11 protein-coding genes are annotated in these 17,868 nt (G+C 70.1%); all 11 read right to left on the bottom strand.

Features of this window, described 5'->3' with window-relative positions; translation table 11 throughout:
- Window position 1: 1 nt before the first annotated feature.
- A complete protein-coding gene (locus KM427_RS04780; protein WP_215526445.1) occupies window positions 2-1,237 on the bottom strand; it encodes a geranylgeranyl reductase family protein in 1,236 nt (411 codons plus the stop codon).
- 338 nt (window positions 1,238-1,575) lie between these two features.
- Window positions 1,576-5,460: a DNA-directed RNA polymerase subunit beta' gene (locus KM427_RS04775; RefSeq protein WP_183592856.1), complete on the bottom strand. Its 3,885-nt coding sequence runs from the start codon at window positions 5,458-5,460 to the stop codon at window positions 1,576-1,578.
- A gap of 119 nt (window positions 5,461-5,579) precedes the next feature.
- Window positions 5,580-9,083, bottom strand: coding sequence for a DNA-directed RNA polymerase subunit beta (gene rpoB, locus KM427_RS04770; RefSeq protein ID WP_215526444.1), 3,504 nt, complete (start codon window positions 9,081-9,083; stop codon window positions 5,580-5,582).
- A 298-nt stretch (window positions 9,084-9,381) separates the two neighbouring features.
- The gene (locus tag KM427_RS04765; protein WP_215526443.1) at window positions 9,382-10,116 is read right to left on the bottom strand and encodes a DnaJ domain-containing protein; all 735 of its coding nucleotides are present in this window, start codon (window positions 10,114-10,116) and stop codon (window positions 9,382-9,384) included.
- Complete coding sequence (locus tag KM427_RS04760; protein ID WP_215526442.1) at window positions 10,113-10,715, bottom strand: hypothetical protein; 603 nt, start codon at window positions 10,713-10,715, stop codon at window positions 10,113-10,115. Before KM427_RS04760 ends, KM427_RS04765 begins: the two co-directional genes overlap by 4 nt.
- Window positions 10,712-11,998, bottom strand: a complete 1,287-nt coding sequence (locus KM427_RS04755) for an MCE family protein (protein ID WP_215526441.1) — start codon at window positions 11,996-11,998, stop codon at window positions 10,712-10,714. The genes KM427_RS04760 and KM427_RS04755 overlap by 4 nt, the downstream gene beginning before the upstream one ends.
- Window positions 11,995-13,419 carry an MCE family protein gene (locus tag KM427_RS04750; RefSeq protein ID WP_215526440.1) on the bottom strand — a complete coding sequence of 475 codons (1,425 nt, stop codon included), beginning with the start codon at window positions 13,417-13,419 and terminating at the stop codon, window positions 11,995-11,997. The genes KM427_RS04755 and KM427_RS04750 overlap by 4 nt, the downstream gene beginning before the upstream one ends.
- Window positions 13,416-14,540, bottom strand: a complete 1,125-nt coding sequence (locus tag KM427_RS04745; RefSeq protein ID WP_215526439.1) for an MCE family protein — start codon at window positions 14,538-14,540, stop codon at window positions 13,416-13,418. Before KM427_RS04745 ends, KM427_RS04750 begins: the two co-directional genes overlap by 4 nt.
- Before the next feature lies 1 nt (window position 14,541).
- Window positions 14,542-15,534, bottom strand: a complete 993-nt coding sequence (locus tag KM427_RS04740; protein ID WP_215526438.1) for an MCE family protein — start codon at window positions 15,532-15,534, stop codon at window positions 14,542-14,544.
- Window positions 15,531-16,571, bottom strand: a complete 1,041-nt coding sequence (locus KM427_RS04735) for an MCE family protein (RefSeq protein WP_183592848.1) — start codon at window positions 16,569-16,571, stop codon at window positions 15,531-15,533. Before KM427_RS04735 ends, KM427_RS04740 begins: the two co-directional genes overlap by 4 nt.
- The gene (locus KM427_RS04730; RefSeq protein WP_215526437.1) at window positions 16,568-17,863 is read right to left on the bottom strand and encodes an MCE family protein; all 1,296 of its coding nucleotides are present in this window, start codon (window positions 17,861-17,863) and stop codon (window positions 16,568-16,570) included. The genes KM427_RS04735 and KM427_RS04730 overlap by 4 nt, the downstream gene beginning before the upstream one ends.
- Window positions 17,864-17,868 lie beyond the last annotated feature (5 nt).

Here is a 17,868-nt window from a genome sequence, read left to right as displayed (position 1 = left end):
CTCAGTTGAAGGGCGGGCGGTGGTCGCGGGCGATCGAGCGCCGTCCGGCCCAGCGCCACACGCGGGCCGCCCGGTCGCGGTCGTCGTCGGTGACGAGGTTGCCCATCCAGCGCAGCGCGAGCGTCATCAGCCAGTCCGAGCGCATCCCGACCGGGCCCAGGGTCGGCAGCAGCCGCGGGACCGTCACGAGGCCGGCGAGCCGGCGCGCGATCGAGAACGCCTCGCCGTAGTGGTCGCGCAGCAGCGCCGGCCAGACGGCGCTCAGGTCGTCGTGCTCGCTGAGCACCTCGGCCACCAGGCGGCCGGTCTCGAGACCGTAGTCGATGCCCTCGCCGTTGAGCGGGTTCACGCAGGCGGCGGCGTCGCCGATCAGCGCCCAGTTAGGCCCCGCGACGTTGGACACGGCGCCGCCCATCGGCAGCAGCGCGGAGGTCGGCATCCGCAGCTCGCCCGTGAGCTGGAAGTCATCGCGGCGCTCGCCGGCGTAGTGGGCCATCAGCGGCTTGATCGCCAGGTCCGCCGGCCGCTTCGCGGTGGCGAGCGTCCCGACGCCGAGGTTCACCTCGCCGGTGCCGAGCGGGAAGATCCAGCCGTAGCCGGACAGGATCTCTCCGTCCGCCCCCCGCAGCTCGAGGTGGGAGCTGATCCACGGGTCGTCGGACATGTCGCTGGCGACGTACGAACGGCCCGCGACGCCGTACACGGTGTCGCGGTGCCACTCGCGGCCGAGCACCTTGCCCAGCGGCGACCGGACGCCGTCGGCCACGATCAGGCGGCGGCAGCCGATCTCGACCGGGCCGTGGTCGGTGCGGAAGACGACCGCGGTGACCCGGCCGCCCGCACGGCGTACGTCGAACGCGCGGTGCCCGTCGATCGCGGTCGCGCCGGACTTGATCGCGGTGGTGCGCAGGTGGTCGTCGAGCTCGGTGCGGGCGACCGCCGAGCCCCAGTCGGGCAGGTTGCCCCCCGGCCACGGCAGCAGCAGCGTCTGCCCGAAGCCGTGGGCGCGCAGCCCCCGGTTGACGGTGTGGGCGCGCAGCCAGTCCTCGAGGCCGAGCCGCTGCAGCTCGCCGATCGCGCGAGGGGTGAGGCCGTCGCCGCAGGTCTTGTCGCGGGGGAAGACCGCCGCGTCCGCGAGCACCACCTCCGCGCCCGACCGGGCCGCCCAGGCGGCGGCCGCCGACCCCGCGGGTCCGGCGCCCACGACGAGGACGTCGGTCTGGGTCGGAGTGCTCACCCCCCGATTGTCTCAGGCACCCTCCGAGAACGCCGAGTCGGCGCTGATCGCCCCCGCATGGGTGGTTTCGAGGCTCAGGCGCTAGCGCGCCTTCGCACCTCAACCAACGAGCGCGACTCCGGTGGTTGAGGAGGTTGCGCTAGCAACCGTCTCGAAACCACCCGCAACCCCAAGCGGCGACCGCCGGGTCTCGAAATGCCAGAGGCCCCACCACCCTCAGGTGATGGGGCCTCTGCTCGACTGGGTTTCGAGACGCGTCACTCATCCCGCGCTGGCGCGCGGTCTGAGTCGACGCTCCTCAACCTGACTCCTGGCATCAGAACTTCGCGCTTGCGCGCTCAGTTCTGATAGGAGCCAAAGTCGAAGTCGTCCAGCGCGACGGCCTGGCCGCCACCGAACTCGTAGTCGTAGGAGTCGTAGCCGGTGACGGAGTACGCCGCGGCGCGGGCCTCCTCGGTGGGCTCCACCCGGATGTTGCGGTACCGCTCGAGGCCGGTGCCCGCCGGGATCAGCTTGCCGATGATCACGTTCTCCTTCAGACCGCGCAGCGAGTCGGAGCGGCCGTGGATCGCCGCGTCGGTGAGGACGCGGGTGGTCTCCTGGAAGGAGGCCGCCGAGAGCCACGACTCGGTCGCCAGCGAGGCCTTGGTGATGCCCATGAGGACCGGGCGACCCGAGGCCGGCTTGCCGCCCTCGGAGACCACGCGCCGGTTCTCCTCCTCGAACCGCACCCGGTCGACCAGGTCGGACGGGAGCAGGTTGGTGTCACCGGACTCGATCACCGTGATCCGGCGCAGCATCTGCCGCACGATGATCTCGATGTGCTTGTCGTGGATCGACACACCCTGCGAGCGGTACACGGCCTGGACCTCGTCCACCAGGTGCTCCTGGGCCCGACGGACGCCGAGGATCCGCAGCACGTCCTGCGGGTCGGGCGTACCGACGGTGAGCATCTGACCGACATCGATGTGATCGCCGTCCGCCACGAGCAGGCGGGAGCGCTTCGAGACGGGGTACTCCTGGACCTCGGAGCCGTCGTCCGGCGTGAGCAGGACCTTGCGCGCCTTGTCGGTCTCCTCGATCTCCACGCGACCGGAGGCCTCGGCGATCGGGGAGCGACCCTTCGGGGAGCGGGCCTCGAAGAGCTCGACCACACGCGGGAGACCCTGCGTGATGTCGTCGGCCGACGCCACACCACCGGTGTGGAAGGTACGCATGGTCAGCTGGGTGCCGGGCTCACCGATCGACTGGGCCGCGATGATGCCGACGGCCTCGCCGATGTCGACGAGCTTGCCGGTGGCCAGCGAGCGGCCGTAGCACTTCGCGCAGGTGCCGGTCTTGGCGTCGCAGGTCAGCACGGAGCGGACCTTGACCTCCTCGATGCCGGCCGCGACCAGCTCGCCGATCTTGACGTCGCCGAGGTCCTCTCCGGCGCCGGCGAGGACCTCGCCGGTCTCCGGGTGGGTGATCTCGGTCGCCGCGGACCGGGCGTACGCCGCGGTCTCGGCGTTCTCCGCCTTGACCACAGAGCCGTCCTCACGACGCTCGCCGATCCGCTTGGGCAGACCGCGCTCGGTGCCGCAGTCGTCCTCGCGGATGATCACGTCCTGCGAGACGTCCACCAGACGACGGGTCAGGTAGCCCGAGTCGGCGGTCCGCAGCGCGGTGTCCGCCAGACCCTTGCGGGCGCCGTGCGTCGCGATGAAGTACTCGAGGACGGTCAGGCCCTCACGGAAGTTGGACTTGATCGGGCGCGGGATGATCTCGCCCTTCGGGTTGGCCACCAGGCCACGCATCGCGGCGACCTGCCGGATCTGGTTCATGTTTCCGGAGGCACCCGAGTCGACCATCATGTAGATCGGGTTGGCGCGGTCGAACGTCGTCTCCATCGCCTTGCCGACCTCGTTGGAGGCCTGGGTCCAGATCTCGATGAGCTCCTGGCGGCGCTCCTCGTCGGTGACCAGACCGCGCTCGAACTGCTTCTGGACCTTCGCGGCCTGGGCCTCGTAGCCCTCCAGGATCTGCGCCTTGTCGCCGGGGGTGGTCACGTCGTCGATGGAGACGGTGACGCCCGAGCGGGTGGCCCAGTGGAAGCCGGTGTCCTTGAGCGCGTCGAGCGAGGCGGCGACCTCGACCTTGGTGTAGCGCTCGGCCAGGTCGTTGACGATCGCGCCGAGGGCCTTCTTGCCGACCTCGTAGTTCACGTACGGGTAGTCGGCGGGCAGGGTCTCGTTGAAGATCGCCCGGCCCAGCGTGGTCTCGAGCGTGATCGGCTGCCCCGCCTCGGCCTCGTCCGCGCCCAGCTCGAGCGGCGGCACGATGTCGGTGAAGCGGATCTTGATCTTGCTCTGCAGCGAGATCTCGCCCCGGTCGAAGGCCATGATGGCCTCGGCCGGGCCGGCGAAGGCCCGCCCCTCGCCCGGCTGGTCCTCGCGGTCGGTCGTGAGGAAGAACAGGCCGATGATCATGTCCTGGGTGGGCATGGTCACCGGACGGCCGTCCGACGGCTTCAGGATGTTGTTGGTCGACAGCATCAGGATCCGCGCCTCGGCCTGGGCCTCGGCGGACAGCGGCAGGTGCACCGCCATCTGGTCACCGTCGAAGTCGGCGTTGAACGCCGAGCACACGAGCGGGTGGATCTGGATCGCCTTGCCCTCGATCAGCTGCGGCTCGAAGGCCTGGATGCCGAGACGGTGCAGCGTGGGCGCCCGGTTGAGCAGCACCGGGTGCTCGGTGATGACCTCTTCGAGGACGTCCCACACCACGGCGTACCGAGCACCGGAGTCGGCGCGCTCGACCATCCGCTTGGCGGACTTGATGTTCTGCGCGTGCGACAGGTCGACCAGGCGCTTCATCACGAACGGCTTGAAGAGCTCGAGCGCCATCTGCTTGGGCAGACCGCACTGGTGCAGCTTCAACTGCGGGCCGGACACGATGACCGAACGGCCGGAGTAGTCGACGCGCTTGCCGAGCAGGTTCTGCCGGAAGCGACCCTGCTTGCCCTTGAGCATGTCGGAGAGCGACTTCAGCGGCCGGTTGCCCGGGCCGGTGACCGGACGGCCACGACGGCCGTTGTCGAACAGCGAGTCGACGGCCTCCTGCAGCATCCGCTTCTCGTTGTTGACGATGATCTCGGGCGCGCCGAGGTCGAGCAGTCGCTTGAGGCGGTTGTTGCGGTTGATGACCCGGCGGTACAGGTCGTTGAGGTCGGACGTCGCGAACCGGCCGCCGTCGAGCTGCACCATCGGACGCAGGTCCGGCGGGATGACCGGGACGGCGTCGAGCACCATGCCCTGCGGCTTGTTGCCGGTCTTGCGGAACGCGTCGACGACCTTGAGGCGCTTGAGGGCCCGGACCTTGCGCTGGCCCTTGCCGTTGGCGATCGTGTCGCGCAGCGACTCGACCTCGGCGGCGATGTCGAAGCCCTCGAGGCGCTTCTGGATCGCCGTGGCGCCCATGTGGCCCTCGAAGTACTTGCCGAACCAGTTCTTCATCTCCCGGTACAGCATCTCGTCGCCCATGAGGTCCTGGACCTTGAGCGTCTTGAAGGTGTCCCAGACCTCGTTGAGGCGGTCGATCTCGCGCTGCGCCCGGTCGCGGATCTGCTTCATCTCGCGCTCGGCGCCGTCCTTGACCTTGCGGCGCTGGTCGGCCTTGGCACCCTCGGCCTCGAGGGCGGCGAGGTCCTCCTCGAGCTTCTTCGCGCGGTCCTCCACGCCGGTGTCGCGGCGCTTCTCGAGGCGCTCACGCTCCAGGCCGACCTTGCCCTCGAGCGAGGACAGGTCGCGGTGCCGCGCGTCCTCGTCGACGGAGGTGATCATGTACGCCGCGAAGTAGATGACCTTCTCGAGGTCCTTCGGCGCCAGGTCGAGCAGGTAGCCCAGGCGGCTCGGGACGCCCTTGAAGTACCAGATGTGGGTGACCGGAGCGGCCAGCTCGATGTGACCCATCCGCTCGCGGCGCACCTTGGAGCGGGTCACCTCGACGCCGCAGCGCTCGCAGATGATGCCCTTGAAGCGCACCCGCTTGTACTTGCCGCAGTAGCACTCCCAGTCCCGGGTGGGACCGAAGATCTTCTCGCAGAAGAGGCCGTCGCGCTCGGGCTTGAGCGTGCGGTAGTTGATGGTCTCCGGCTTCTTGACCTCGCCGTGGCTCCAGGTGCGGATGTCGTCCGCGGTGGCCAGGCCGATCCGAAGCTGGTCGAAGAAGTTAACGTCGAGCACGGTGGCTGCAACCCTTCGGTAGTACTAGAAAGATGTGAAGTAGGGGGCGGAGGCAGGGCCCCGACGGTGGTTGAGGAAGGCGTTCTGCGCCTGTCTCGAAACCCCGCCGGGGCACCAGCTCACACCTCTTCGACCGAGCTGGGCTCGCGACGGGACAGGTCGATGCCGAGCTCCTCGGCGGCGCGGAAGACGTCCTCCTCCGCGTCACGGAGCTCGATCTGCGAGCCGTCCTGGCTGAGCACCTCGACGTTCAGGCAGAGCGACTGCATCTCCTTGACGAGCACCTTGAACGACTCGGGGATGCCGGAGTCGGGGATGTTCTCGCCCTTCACGATCGCCTCGTAGACCTTGACGCGGCCGGGCACGTCGTCGGACTTGATCGTCAGCAGCTCCTGGAGGGCGTAGGCGGCGCCGTACGCCTCCATCGCCCACACCTCCATCTCACCGAACCGCTGCCCACCGAACTGGGCCTTACCGCCCAGCGGCTGCTGCGTGATCATGGAGTAGGGGCCGGTGCTGCGGGCGTGGATCTTGTCGTCCACGAGGTGGTGCAGCTTGAGGATGTACATGTAGCCGACCGAGACCGGGTCCGGGAACGGCTCGCCGGAGCGGCCGTCGAACAGGCTGGCCTTGCCGGTCTCGTCGATCATCCGCACGCCGTCGCGGTTGGGGATGGTCGCCCCGAGCAGGCCGGTGATCTCGTCCTCGCGGGCGCCGTCGAAGACCGGGGTCGCGACCCGGGTGTTCGGCTCGGCCTGGTCCGCGTGGATCTTGATCAGGCGCTGCTTCCAGTCGGCGTCCTTGGCGTCGCCGGACAGGTTGAGGTCCCAGCCCTGCTTGGCCAGCCAGCCGAGGTGGAGCTCGAGGATCTGGCCGATGTTCATCCGTCGCGGGACACCCAGCGGGTTGAGGATCACGTCGACCGGGGTGCCGTCCTCCATGAACGGCATGTCCTCGACCGGCAGGATCTTCGCGATCACGCCCTTGTTGCCGTGGCGGCCGGCGAGCTTGTCACCCACCGAGATCTTGCGCTTCTGGGCCACGTAGACCCGGACCAGCTGGTTGACGCCCGGCGGGAGCTCGTCGCCCTCCTCGCGGTCGAAGACCCGGACGCCGATGACGGTGCCGGACTCGCCGTGCGGCACCTTCATCGAGGTGTCGCGGACCTCGCGCGCCTTCTCACCGAAGATCGCGCGCAGCAGCCGCTCCTCGGGGGTCAACTCGGTCTCGCCCTTCGGGGTCACCTTGCCGACCAGCACGTCGCCGGTGTTGACCTCGGCACCGATGCGGATGATGCCGCGCTCGTCGAGGTCGGCCAGCATCTCCTCGGAGACGTTCGGGATGTCCCGGGTGATCTCCTCGGGGCCCAGCTTGGTGTCGCGGGCGTCGACCTCGTGCTCCTCGATGTGGATCGAGGTGAGGATGTCCTCCTGCACCAGGCGCTGGCTGAGGATGATCGCGTCCTCGTAGTTGTGGCCCTGCCACGGCATGAACGCCACGAGCAGGTTGGTGCCGAGCGCCATCTCCGCGTCGTCGGTGCACGGACCGTCGGCGATCGGCGTACCGACCTCGACCCGGTCGCCCTCGGAGACCAGCGGACGCTGGTTGATGCAGGTGCCCTGGTTGGAGCGGCGGAACTTCGACAGCTTGTACGTCGAGTAGGTGCCGTCGTCGTTCATCGTCTCGATGACCTCGGCGGAGACCTCCTTGACGACACCGGCCTCGCTGGCGACGACCACGTCACCGGCGTCGACCGCGGCGCGGTACTCGATGCCGGTGCCGACCAGCGGCGCGTCGCTCCGGATGAGCGGCACGGCCTGGCGCTGCATGTTGGCGCCCATGAGCGCACGGTTGGCGTCGTCGTGCTCGAGGAACGGGATCAACGCGGTCGCGACCGACACCATCTGGCGCGGCGAGACGTCCATGTAGTCGACCTCGTCGGCCAGGACCTCGGAGACCTCGCCGTCACGCTGGCGGACGAGCACCCGCTCCTCGGCGAACCGGCCCTTGTCGTCGAGCACGGCGTTCGCCTGCGCGATGACGAAGCGGTCCTCGTCGTCGGCGGTGAGGTAGTCGACCTTGTCGGTGACCTTGCCCTTCTCGACCTTGCGGTAGGGCGTCTCGACGAAGCCGAACGGGTTGATCCGGCCGTACGACGCGAGCGAGCCGATCAGGCCGATGTTCGGGCCTTCCGGCGTCTCGATCGGGCACATCCGGCCGTAGTGCGACGGGTGGACGTCGCGGACCTCCATGCCCGCGCGGTCGCGGGACAGACCACCGGGGCCGAGCGCCGAGAGGCGGCGCTTGTGGGTCAGGCCGGCGATCGGGTTGGTCTGGTCCATGAACTGCGAGAGCTGCGAAGTGCCGAAGAACTCCTTCAGCGCAGCGACGACCGGGCGGATGTTGATCAGGGACTGCGGCGTGATCGCCTCGACGTCCTGGGTCGTCATCCGCTCGCGCACCACGCGCTCCATGCGGGCCAGGCCGGTGCGGAGCTGGTTCTGGATCAGCTCGCCCACGGTGCGCATCCGGCGGTTGCCGAAGTGGTCGATGTCGTCGGCGGTGATCTCGAGCGTGCCCTGCGGCGACTCGATCTGGGTCTGGCCGTCGTGCAGCGCCACGATGTAGCGGATCGCCGCGACCACGTCGCCGACGGTCAGCGTCTGCTGGTCGAAGGCCTCGACGAGGCCGAGCTTCTTGTTGATCTTGTAGCGGCCGACCTTCGCGAGGTCGTAGCGCTTCGGGTTGAAGTAGTAGTTGTTGAGCAGCGTCTGCGCGGCCTCACGCGTCGGCGGCTCGCCCGGGCGCAGCTTGCGGTAGATGTCGAGCAGCGCGTCGTCCTCGCCCTGGGTGTGGTCCTTCTCCAGGGTGAGCTCGATCGACTCGTAGGCGCGACCCTCGGTGCTGTTCGGGTCGGCGAACTCGCGGCGGATGTCCTCGACGGTCATGCCGAGGGCCTTGAGCAGGACCGTGACGTTCTGCTTGCGCTTGCGGTCGAGACGGACGCCGACCAGGTCGCGCTTGTCGATCTCGAACTCGAGCCAGGCACCGCGCGAGGGGATCAGCTTCGCGGTGTAGATGTCCTTGTCGGAGGTCTTGTCGGCGCTGCGCTCGAAGTAGACGCCCGGGGAGCGGACCAGCTGGGAGACGACCACGCGCTCGGTGCCGTTGATGATGAAGGTGCCCTTGTCGGTCATGAGCGGGAAGTCGCCCATGAAGACCGTCTGGCCCTTGATCTCGCCGGTGTCGTTGTTGGTGAACTCGGCCGACACGTAGAGCGGCGCGGAGTAGGTGAAGTCCTTCTCCTTGCACTCGTCGACGGAGTACTTCGGGTCGTAGAAGACCGGGTTCTCGAACGAGAGCGACATCGTCTCGGAGAAGTCCTCGATCGGGGAGATCTCCTCGAAGATCTCGGTGAGGCCGGACTTCTGGGAGACGTCCTCACCGGCCTCGAGGCGGCGCTGCACCACGGCCTGCCAGGCCTCGTTGCCGATCAGCCAGTCGAAGCTGTCGGTCTGGAGGGAGAGGAGCTGCGGGACTTCGAGGGGTTCGGTGATCTTTGCGAAAGAGATGCGGCGGGAGCCAGTGGAGTTGGCGGGGGCAGAGGAGGTGCGCGCGGCCAAGAGGTGTCCTTCGACGAAACGCTGGAAGATCGGCGTCCAGCCCACCACAGAACCAGCCACCGGGCAGGCTGGAGAGCATTTGAGGGCAGACGCAAAGAGAGAGCCTACCGTAGGCAGGCTCGCGTCACAAACCCCGATCTGAGCGCCGGGTGCTGCGTTGGCCCCGATCATGAACTCCCCCGACGACAAGGTCAAGCAGCGCGGCCGGACGCCACGCCCACGGTGGTTGAGGTGCGAGCGCAGCGAGCCTCGAAACCACCCCTTCCGGACGCTGCTTCTCGGCTCACCGGGTCTGCGGTCAGGTCTCGAGTCCGGCGACCAGCCAGTCGCCGTCGACCTTCTCCATGGTCACCGTGACCCAGTTCTTGTAGACCACCGGCCGCTTCTCGGCCTTGTTGGTGCGCTCCTGGTCGACCAGCAGGAGCACCCGGGCGCGGTCGGCGTCGACGCGGACCAGGCCCGAGCGCACCAGCCTCGCCTGCACGACGGTGCCGGTCGACGGCGCGTTCTTCTCGATCACGCCGTCGAAGAGCTTGTCGTACTCCTTGCGGTAGTCGCCGGTCAGGTGCGCCTGCGCGGCGGCCCGGGACCGGTCGAGATGGGCGGCGTCGTAGGACAGCACCGGGACGATCGCCCGCTCGGCGGCCGCGCGGGCCTGCGCCGCGGCGTCCTCGACGGCGCGGTCGGAGGGCACGGTCGCCGCGACCACGGCCGCGGCACCGGCGACCAGCAGCACGACCGCGCCGACACCCGCCAGCAGCCAGCCGGGCACGAGCCGCCGGCCGGCGGCGACCGGCTCGGGGTCCCCGGCGTCGGGCACAGGCTCGGGCTCCGGCGCCCGGGCGGCGAGCTCGGCGTCGTACGCCGCGCGTCGGGCGGGGTCGAGCAGCACCTCGGCGGCGCGGCTGAGCGGCCCGAACCGCCGGTCGGTCGGATCGAGGTCGGCGACGGCCGCGCGCCAGGCGGCGCGCACCTCGTCCGCGCGAGCGTCGGGATCGACGCCGAGGAGGTCGTACCAGCTGGGTGTGCTCATCGTCGCTCCTCGCTCACCGGGGCGTAGTCGTCGACCCGCCAGTCGCCGTCGGAGCGCACCAGGTCGACCTCCCAGCGCAGCACGTCGGGGTCGGTCTCGACACGCTGGGACCGGTCCTTCGGGTGCTGCGGGTCGGGATAGCTGCCGGTGAGCCCGGCGGCCACGATCACGGTGGCGTCGGCCGGGCCGATCGACTCGACGCCCGCCCCGTAGACCTCCGCGGTGCGGCCGTAGCGCTGCTTCACGACGATCTGCTCCGCGATCGGGAGGCCGGACCTCTCGAAGTCGGCGGCGAACTTCGGCGTGATGACCTCGCTGACCTGCTGCCGGTAGCCGGGCAGGCGACCCTGGTCGTCGAGCTGGCCGGGCCCGTAGGTGTTGAGGCGCAGCACGAACTGCTCGGCCTGGCGGAGCGCGGCGTCGCGCTCGGACTGGGTCCGGTCGGCCGCCCCGCGCCGCTCGGCGAGCAGCCACACGAGGCAGCCGGCCGAGGCGAGCAGCGCGAGCACGAGCACGCCGAGCAGCACGAGCCGGAACGTGCCCCGCGGGCGCGGCGGCCGCGTCCCCGCATCCGTGGCGGGCGGGTCCGGGGCGGTCACCTCGGGCTCCTGGTCAACGGCTGGAGAAACAACCACTTCCAACTCTCCTCTCCGAGACTCGTCGGGGTGGGGGTCCCGGGCTGCGCACCGGCCGCGCCGACCCGGTCGCCCCAGCGCAGCCGCTCGGTCGCGGGGTCGTACGACGCGACGACCGGAGCCTGGTAGTCCGGGGCGGCCCGCTGGAGGTTCTGCACCCCGCGGGCGTTGCTCGTCGAGGCCGGCTCGGTGCAGCCGGCCTGCTCGTTCATCGGCCGGTTGCCGCCGTCCTGGGGCGGCCGGGTGTCGGTGCTCTCGTAGCCGCCGTGGCACACCGGGTTGGTCGTCAGGATCAGGCCGAAGTGCGCGTCGTAGAGCCCGGTGTCGGGCGACTTCGAGACGACGGTGAAGCCGCCCTCGACGACGTAGGGGTAGACGACGAGGATCTGCCGGATGCCCGGCAGGTGCTCGACGATCACCTCGCCGGTGGTCACCAGGTTGTTGACGAGCTCGCCGAGGTCGACGCCGTACTGCTCGAGGAAGGTGCGCAGCTCGTTGGCCGTCGCGGAGCCGTTGTCGATGACCCGGCGCAGCGCCCGGTCGGAGCCGGCCAGGGTGCCGCTGAAGAGGCTCAGCTGCCTGGCGAAGGTGCGGATCGCGCTCGCCTTGTCGGCCTGGGTGCGCAGCACGGTGTTGCTGTCGCGGATCAGCGCCGTGGTGAGGTCGAAGTTGGCGTCGGCCTCCTGGATGAAGGAGCCGCCGGTGTCGATGATCCGCTGCAGGTCCTGACCGGTGCCGGCGAAGGCCTGACCGAGCTCGTCGACCGTCGTGGCCAGCGACTCCTGATCGACGGACCGGACGGTGTCGGAGATGTCGGCCAGCAGCTTCTCGGTGGCGATCGGCGTCCGGGTGTCGGCCATCGCGATCTCGGAGCGGTCCCGGAGGTACGGCCGGCTGTCGCTGCGCGGCTGGAGCTCGACGTACTGCTCGCCGACGGCCGAGCGGTTGCCGACGACCGCCAGGGTGTCGGCGGGGATGTCGTCGTGGTCGTCGTCGATGTCGAGGTGGACGTCGACGCCGTCGTCGGTGAGCGTCATGTCGCCGACCCTGCCGACCTGGACGCCGCGATAGGAGACCTCGCCACCCTCGTAGATGCCGCCGGACCGCTCGAAGTGGGCGACGACGGTGTAGCTGTCGTCGAAGAAGACCCGGTCGAGGCGGGCGTAGCGGGCGCCGACGTAGCTGACGCCGAGCAGCGTGATCGCGACGAAGACGAGCAGCTGGATGCGGGTGCGCCGGGTGATCATCGCGCGCTCACCAGCCCCGGGACGAGCAGCCGGACCAGGGCCGGGTCGAAGGCCCGGCCCAGCTGCCGCATGGTCGGGCCGCGCTGCGACGCCGTCGCGGTCGGGCCGGTGGGGGCCCGGCCACGGCCCAGGAGGTCGCCGAGCACGGGGAGCGACGGGAGGTCCTCCGTGCCCGGCAGCGCGGGCAGGCCGGGCAGCTGGTTGAGGGCCGAGCACAGCGCGGTGTCCTTGTTCGCCGGCTCCAGGCAGGCCGACTTGAGCCGGTCGAGGCCCTGCACGGTGCCGATCAGCTGCTGGCAGGCCGCGCCCGTCAGCGATCCGCTGGTGAGGCACTGGGTGAGCAGCGGCACCAGCTTCGTCGGCTCGAGGTCGCCGGGGAGCAGCGTGGGCAGCCCGGTCGGCAGGCCGGTCACGCCGCCGGACAGGTCGAGGTCGAGCTCGATGGACAGGTTGGTGTAGTCGCCCATGTGCAGGTTGCGCGCCACCTGCGGATCGCGGCCGACCACCTCGTCGACGAACGGGTAGGTGAGGAACACGTTGAAGGACTTCACGAAGGCGTCCCCGGAGTCGGCGAGCCCCTCGACCACCGGGTTGAGTTGCTCGAGCGCCTCGATCGTGCCGTCCTTGGAGGCCCGGATGACCTGCACCCCAACGGCGCTCAGGTCGTCGAGCGCGCCCAGCATCTCGACCAGGTCGCCGCGCTGCTGGTCGAGGGAGCGCAGGGCGCTCGGGAGCTCGTCGAGCGCGGCGTCGATCGATCCCTGCTGCCGGCGTACCTGCCGCGCGAGCCGGTTCACGGCGTCGATCGCGGTGACGATGTCGTCCTTGTTCTCGTCGAGCTGGGACATGAACGTCCGGATCTGCCCGAGCACCGACCGGGCGGCGCCCTCACGCCCGTCGAGCGCCTGGTTGATCTCGGCCGCGATCGTCTTCAGCTGGGCGACGCCGCCGCCGTTGAGCACCAGACTGAGCGCGCCGAGCACCTCCTCGACCTCCGGATTGCGGCCGGTGCGGTCGAGCGGCAGCCGCGCGCCGTCGGCGAGCGTGCCCCGGGCCGACCCGTCGGCGGGCGGCCCGAGCGACACGAACTTCTCGCCGAGCAGACTGGTCTGCCGGATCTGGGCGGTGGCGTTGGCCGGCAGGTCGACGTCCCGCCGCAGCTGCATGGTGACGACGGCGTGGCCGTCGTCGAGGTCGATGTCGGTCACCTGGCCGACGCTCACGTCGTTGACCTTCACGGTCGACTTCGGGACCAGGTCGAGCACGTCGCGGAAGTCGGCGGTGACCGTGATCGCGTCGTCGCCGACGTCGGTGCCGCCGGGCAGCGGGAGCTGGTAGACGTCGAAGTCGCAGCCGGTGAGCAGCAGCACCCCGGCCAGCGCCCCGGCGAGGCCGCGCAGGATCGCGGTCGGCCGGCTCATCGCCGCTCCCCCACGAGACCGCCGAGCGTCGGGTCGAACCGGTCCCCCGACGTACGCCCGCCCGGCGCGCTGCGGCCGAGCCCCTGCTCGACCAGGCGGCACAGGTCGCCCGACCGGTCGGCCTGCCCGACGATCCCGCACAGCAGGGTGGCGGGGTCGGAGCTGATCTGGTGGACGAGCTCGCCGAGGTTGGCGTTGGTGTCGAGCGTGCCGGCCTCCGGGTTGTAGGTCAGCGCGAGGTTGTTCAGCGCGAGCGGCGCGGAGTCGAGGATGGCGTCGAGCTCGGCGCGGCGCTTGACCAGGACCCGGGAGACCCGGTTGAGGCCGGTGATGTTCTGGCCGAGCGCGTCCCGGTTGTCGCGGACGAAGGAGGTCACCTGGCCGAGCGCCGTCGACAGGTTCTCCAGCGCGGCCGAGAGCTCCTCGCGCTCGCCGGAGAGCATCGAGGAGACCTGGGCGAGCGAGTCGTTGAACCGGCGCACGGTCGCGTCGTTCTCGGCGAGGGTGCCGATGAAGCCCTCGAGCTTGCGGGCCGAGCCGAAGAGCTCCTCCTTGTTGTCGTCGAGGGTCGTGCTGAGCCGGCCGAAGTCCTCGATGGTCCGATGCAGCTTCGCGCCCTCGCCGCCGAAGTTCCTCGCGGTGGTCTCGAGCAGGTCGGTGAGCGCCCCCTTCCGGTTGGCGCCGTCGGGGCCGAGGGCGACGGTGAGGTCGTCGAGGCTCGTGTAGATCTGGTCGAGCTCGAGCGGTACGGCGGTGCGGTCCTCGTCGAGCGTGGCGCCGTCGGCCAGCACCTGACCGCCGGTGTAGACGGGCGTGAGCTGGACGAAGCGGTCTCCCACGATCGACGGCGCGACGATCACGGCTTTCGCGTCGGCGGGCACCTGGACGTCGGCGTCGTAGTGCATGGTCACCACGACGTCGGTGCCCGCCGGGGTCACCGTGTCCACCGTGCCGACGGCCACACCGAGCACGCGGACGTCGCTGCCCTCGTAGATCGAGATCGTCCGCGGGAAGTGCGCGGTCAGGGTCTTGGTGTCGTCGCTGCGGAACATCGTCAACGCCGCCGCCACGAGCAGCAGCACCAGCACGCCGGGGACGACGACCCGCTTCAGCACGCTCATGTCAGCCACCCACCTGCGGGACCGGCGGCAGGTTCTGGATGTAGGTGTCGAACCACGGCCCGTTGCCGAGCGTGCTGGCGAAGACCCGGTAGAACGGCTTCATCAGCCGCAGGCTGCTGTCGAGGTTGTCCTCGTTCTTGTTCAGCACGGCGACGACGTTCCTCAGGTGGTCGAGGGCGGGTGCGAGGTCGGCGCGGCTCTGCTTGACCAGGGCCGTGAGCTCCCGCGAGAGACCGGCCGTCGAGACCAGCAGGCCGTGCACGGCGTCGCGTCGGGCCACCAGCGCGCGGAACAGGACGTCGGAGTCCTTCATCAGCCCGACGATGTCGCGGTCGCGCTCGTCGAGCACGCCGGAGACCCGGTCGAGGTTCTTCAGCAGCGTGTTGATCTGCTGGTCGCGCGCGGCGATGTTCGACGACAGCGCCGAGACGCCGGCGAGCGCCTTGCGGAACTCCTGCGGAGTGTTGCGGGTCAGGTCGGCCAGCGTCGTGAGCGACGTCGCGAGCCGGTCGGTGTCGATCCGCTCCGTGGTCGAGGCCAGGCCCGAGAACGCGTCCACGACGTCGTACGGCGAGCTGGTGCGCTCGACCGGGATCTCGCCGCCCTCGGCGAGCTGACCGGGGCCGGCCGGCTCGAGGGCGAGGTACATCGCGCCGAGCAGGGTCTTGACCTTGATCGCGGCGCGGGTGTCGGGGCCGAAGCCGGAGTCGCTCTCGACCCGGAACTCGACCCGCACGTGGTCGCCGTCGAGCTCGACGGACTCGACCTTGCCGACCCGCACCCCGGCGATGCGCACCTCGTCGTTGGCCTTGAGCCCACCGGACTCGGCGAACGCGGCGTAGTAGGTGTCGCCGCCACCGATGACCGGGAGGTCCTGGGCGCGGAACGCGGCGAGCACCAGCAGGGCGACCACGGCAAGGCTCACCGCCCCGATCACGACCGGGTTGCGCTCGCGGAAGGAGGTCGGCTTGGGTCCCCTCGTCGGCCGTGTCATCCGAGATCGCACCTGTCGGAGCCGGTGTCGTAGTCGACGGGGACGGAGCCGCCGCCGGGCAGTCGGACCCGGCCCTGGAAGTGGCAGAGGTAGAAGTTGAACCACGAGCCGTACGTCGCGGTGCGGCCGACCTTCTCGAGCTTGATCGGCAGCACCTGCAGCGTCCGGTCGAGCTCGGCCTTGCCGTCGTCGAGGTTCTTCGACAGCCGGCGCAGCTGGTGGATGTCGTCGACGAATGGCTCGCGGATGCCGGACACCAGGCCGGCCGTCTCCACCGAGAGGTCGGAGATCTCGTCGAGCGAGCCGAGGAGCGCCTTGCGGTCGCCCTTGAGGCCGCCCACGAAGGAGCGGAACGTCGTGATCAGCCGGCTCAGCTGCTCGTCGCGGTCGCCGAGGTGGTCGAGCACCTGGTTGAGGTTGTCGATCAGGTCGCCGATCAGCTGGTCGCGGCCGGCCAGCGTCGAGGTGACCGACGCGGTGTGCGCGAGCAGTCCCTCGAGCGTGCCGCCCTCACCCTGGAAGACCTGGACGATCTCGTAGGAGAGCTGGTTGATGTCCGCCGGGGACAACGCCTGGAAGAGCGGCTTGAAGCCGTTGAACAGCACGGTGAGGTCGAGTGCCGGGGTGGTCTGCCCGACCGGGATCGTGTCCCCCGGTGCGAGGTCGGCGGTGTCGCCGATCTCGTCGGAGAGCGAGAGGTAGCGCTGGCCGACCAGGTTGCGGTAGCGGATCGAGGCGTGGGTGGCCCGGCTGAGCGACTCCCCGTCGTCGACGCTGAAGGTCACCAGCGCCCGGGTGCGGTCGACGATCTCGATGTCCTCGACGGTGCCCACCTTGACCCCGGCGATCCGCACGTCGTCGCCCTTCACCACGCCGGTGGCGTCGACGAACTCGGCGCGGTAGCTGCTCTTCGAGGAGAACGAGACGTTGCCGATCGTCACCACGAGGACCGAGGTGGCCAGGGTGGTGACCACCATGAAGGCGACCAGCTTGACGAGGTCGGCGCCGGTGCGGCGGTCGAGGAGCTTCGGCCTCATCGCAGCGACACCTCCGCCCCACGGGCCATCGGGCCGACCAGCAGCGGCCCGAGGTCGGGGACCTCGTCGGCACCGACGCCGAGGGCGGGCCCGAGCAGCGAGCGCAGCAGCTCGGTCTCGGCCGGGCTGCCCGGCCCGGCGTTCCGGAGCCACGCGTTGGGCACGACCCGGCTGGTGCCCTTGCCGGTCGGCTCGTCGACGCCGTCGTCGAAGTCGGGCTGGTGGCGCACCGGGTTGTCCTGGGTCCAGGGCGGGTTCGGCAGGTGCAGGCAGTTGGGCCCGCGGTCCTCGCCGAACCGCGGGACGTCCTGGGCGCCGTACGGACGCGGCTGGTGGGGCAGCGTCTCGAGGACGATGTGCAGCATGAAGCCGCGGAACGCCTCGGCCTGGCGCGCGCCGGCCTCGACGATGCCGCGGGTCAGGCAGGAGTACTCCGGCGCGTACTTGGCGAACACCCGCAGCTGGTCGGCGCCGACCTCGCTGAGCCGGATCAGGTTCTCGCCGTTCGCGTCGAGGAAGTCCTCGGCGGTGCCGGAGAACGACGACACGTCCTCGAACAGCGCGTGCAGCTTCGCCTCGCGGCCCTCCAGCGTGCCGGTCGTGAGCACGGTGTCGTCGAGGATCTGCGCGATCTGCGGCAGCACGTCGGTGTACTCGTCGGACACCTGGGCGGTGAGTCGCAGGTCGTCGACCAGCGCGGGGATCTGCGGATTGATCCGCCTCAGGTAGCCGTCGAGGGTCTCGAGGTTCTCGCCGAGCTCGTCGCCGCGACCGTCGAGCGCGGTGGCGAGGGCGTTGAGCGTCTGGTTGAGCTGGGCGGGCTGCACGGTGCGCAGCAGCGGGTAGAGGTCGGAGAGCACCTGCTCCACCTCGGTCGACACCGTGGTCCTCGCGATGGTCGCGCCGGGCTGGAGATGCTCGGCCGCGGGGTCGTCGGGCACCACCAACGACACGTACTTCTCGCCGAACAGGGTCTTGGGGACGATCGAGCCCGTGACGTCGGCCGGGATCGCGTCGAGCCGGCTCGGGTAGATGCCGAGGGTGACATCGGCGCCCGCGCCGTTCGACTCGAAGCCGAGCACCTCGCCGACGATCACGCCGCGGACCTTCACGTCGGCGCGCGCCGGCAGCTGGAGTCCGATCGTCGACGTCTGCAGGGTCACCCGGTCGTAGTCGGTGAACTTCTTGGAGAAGATCGCGTACGTCAGGTAGACGCCGGACAGCAGCAGGCAGAGGAACACGACCCCCATCACCTTGGGGAGCGCCAGGCTGCCGAGCGTGTCGCGGGCCATCGGCG

The organism is Nocardioides sp. LMS-CY (assembly GCF_018732145.1).
Taxonomy (GTDB): Bacteria; Actinomycetota; Actinomycetes; order Propionibacteriales; family Nocardioidaceae; genus Nocardioides; species Nocardioides soli.
This window is presented reverse-complemented; position numbering and strand designations above follow the sequence as displayed.

Coding starts and splice junctions, on each gene's coding strand:
- KM427_RS04735 (WP_183592848.1), bottom strand. CDS start 16,571: ATGAGGCCGAAGCTCCTCGACCGCCGCACCGGCGCCGACCTCGTCAAG.
- KM427_RS04745 (WP_215526439.1), bottom strand. CDS start 14,540: ATGAGCGTGCTGAAGCGGGTCGTCGTCCCCGGCGTGCTGGTGCTGCTG.
- KM427_RS04765 (WP_215526443.1), bottom strand. CDS start 10,116: ATGAGCACACCCAGCTGGTACGACCTCCTCGGCGTCGATCCCGACGCT.
- KM427_RS04755 (WP_215526441.1), bottom strand. CDS start 11,998: ATGATCACCCGGCGCACCCGCATCCAGCTGCTCGTCTTCGTCGCGATC.
- KM427_RS04730 (WP_215526437.1), bottom strand. CDS start 17,863: ATGGCCCGCGACACGCTCGGCAGCCTGGCGCTCCCCAAGGTGATGGGG.
- KM427_RS04740 (WP_215526438.1), bottom strand. CDS start 15,534: ATGACACGGCCGACGAGGGGACCCAAGCCGACCTCCTTCCGCGAGCGC.
- KM427_RS04750 (WP_215526440.1), bottom strand. CDS start 13,419: ATGAGCCGGCCGACCGCGATCCTGCGCGGCCTCGCCGGGGCGCTGGCC.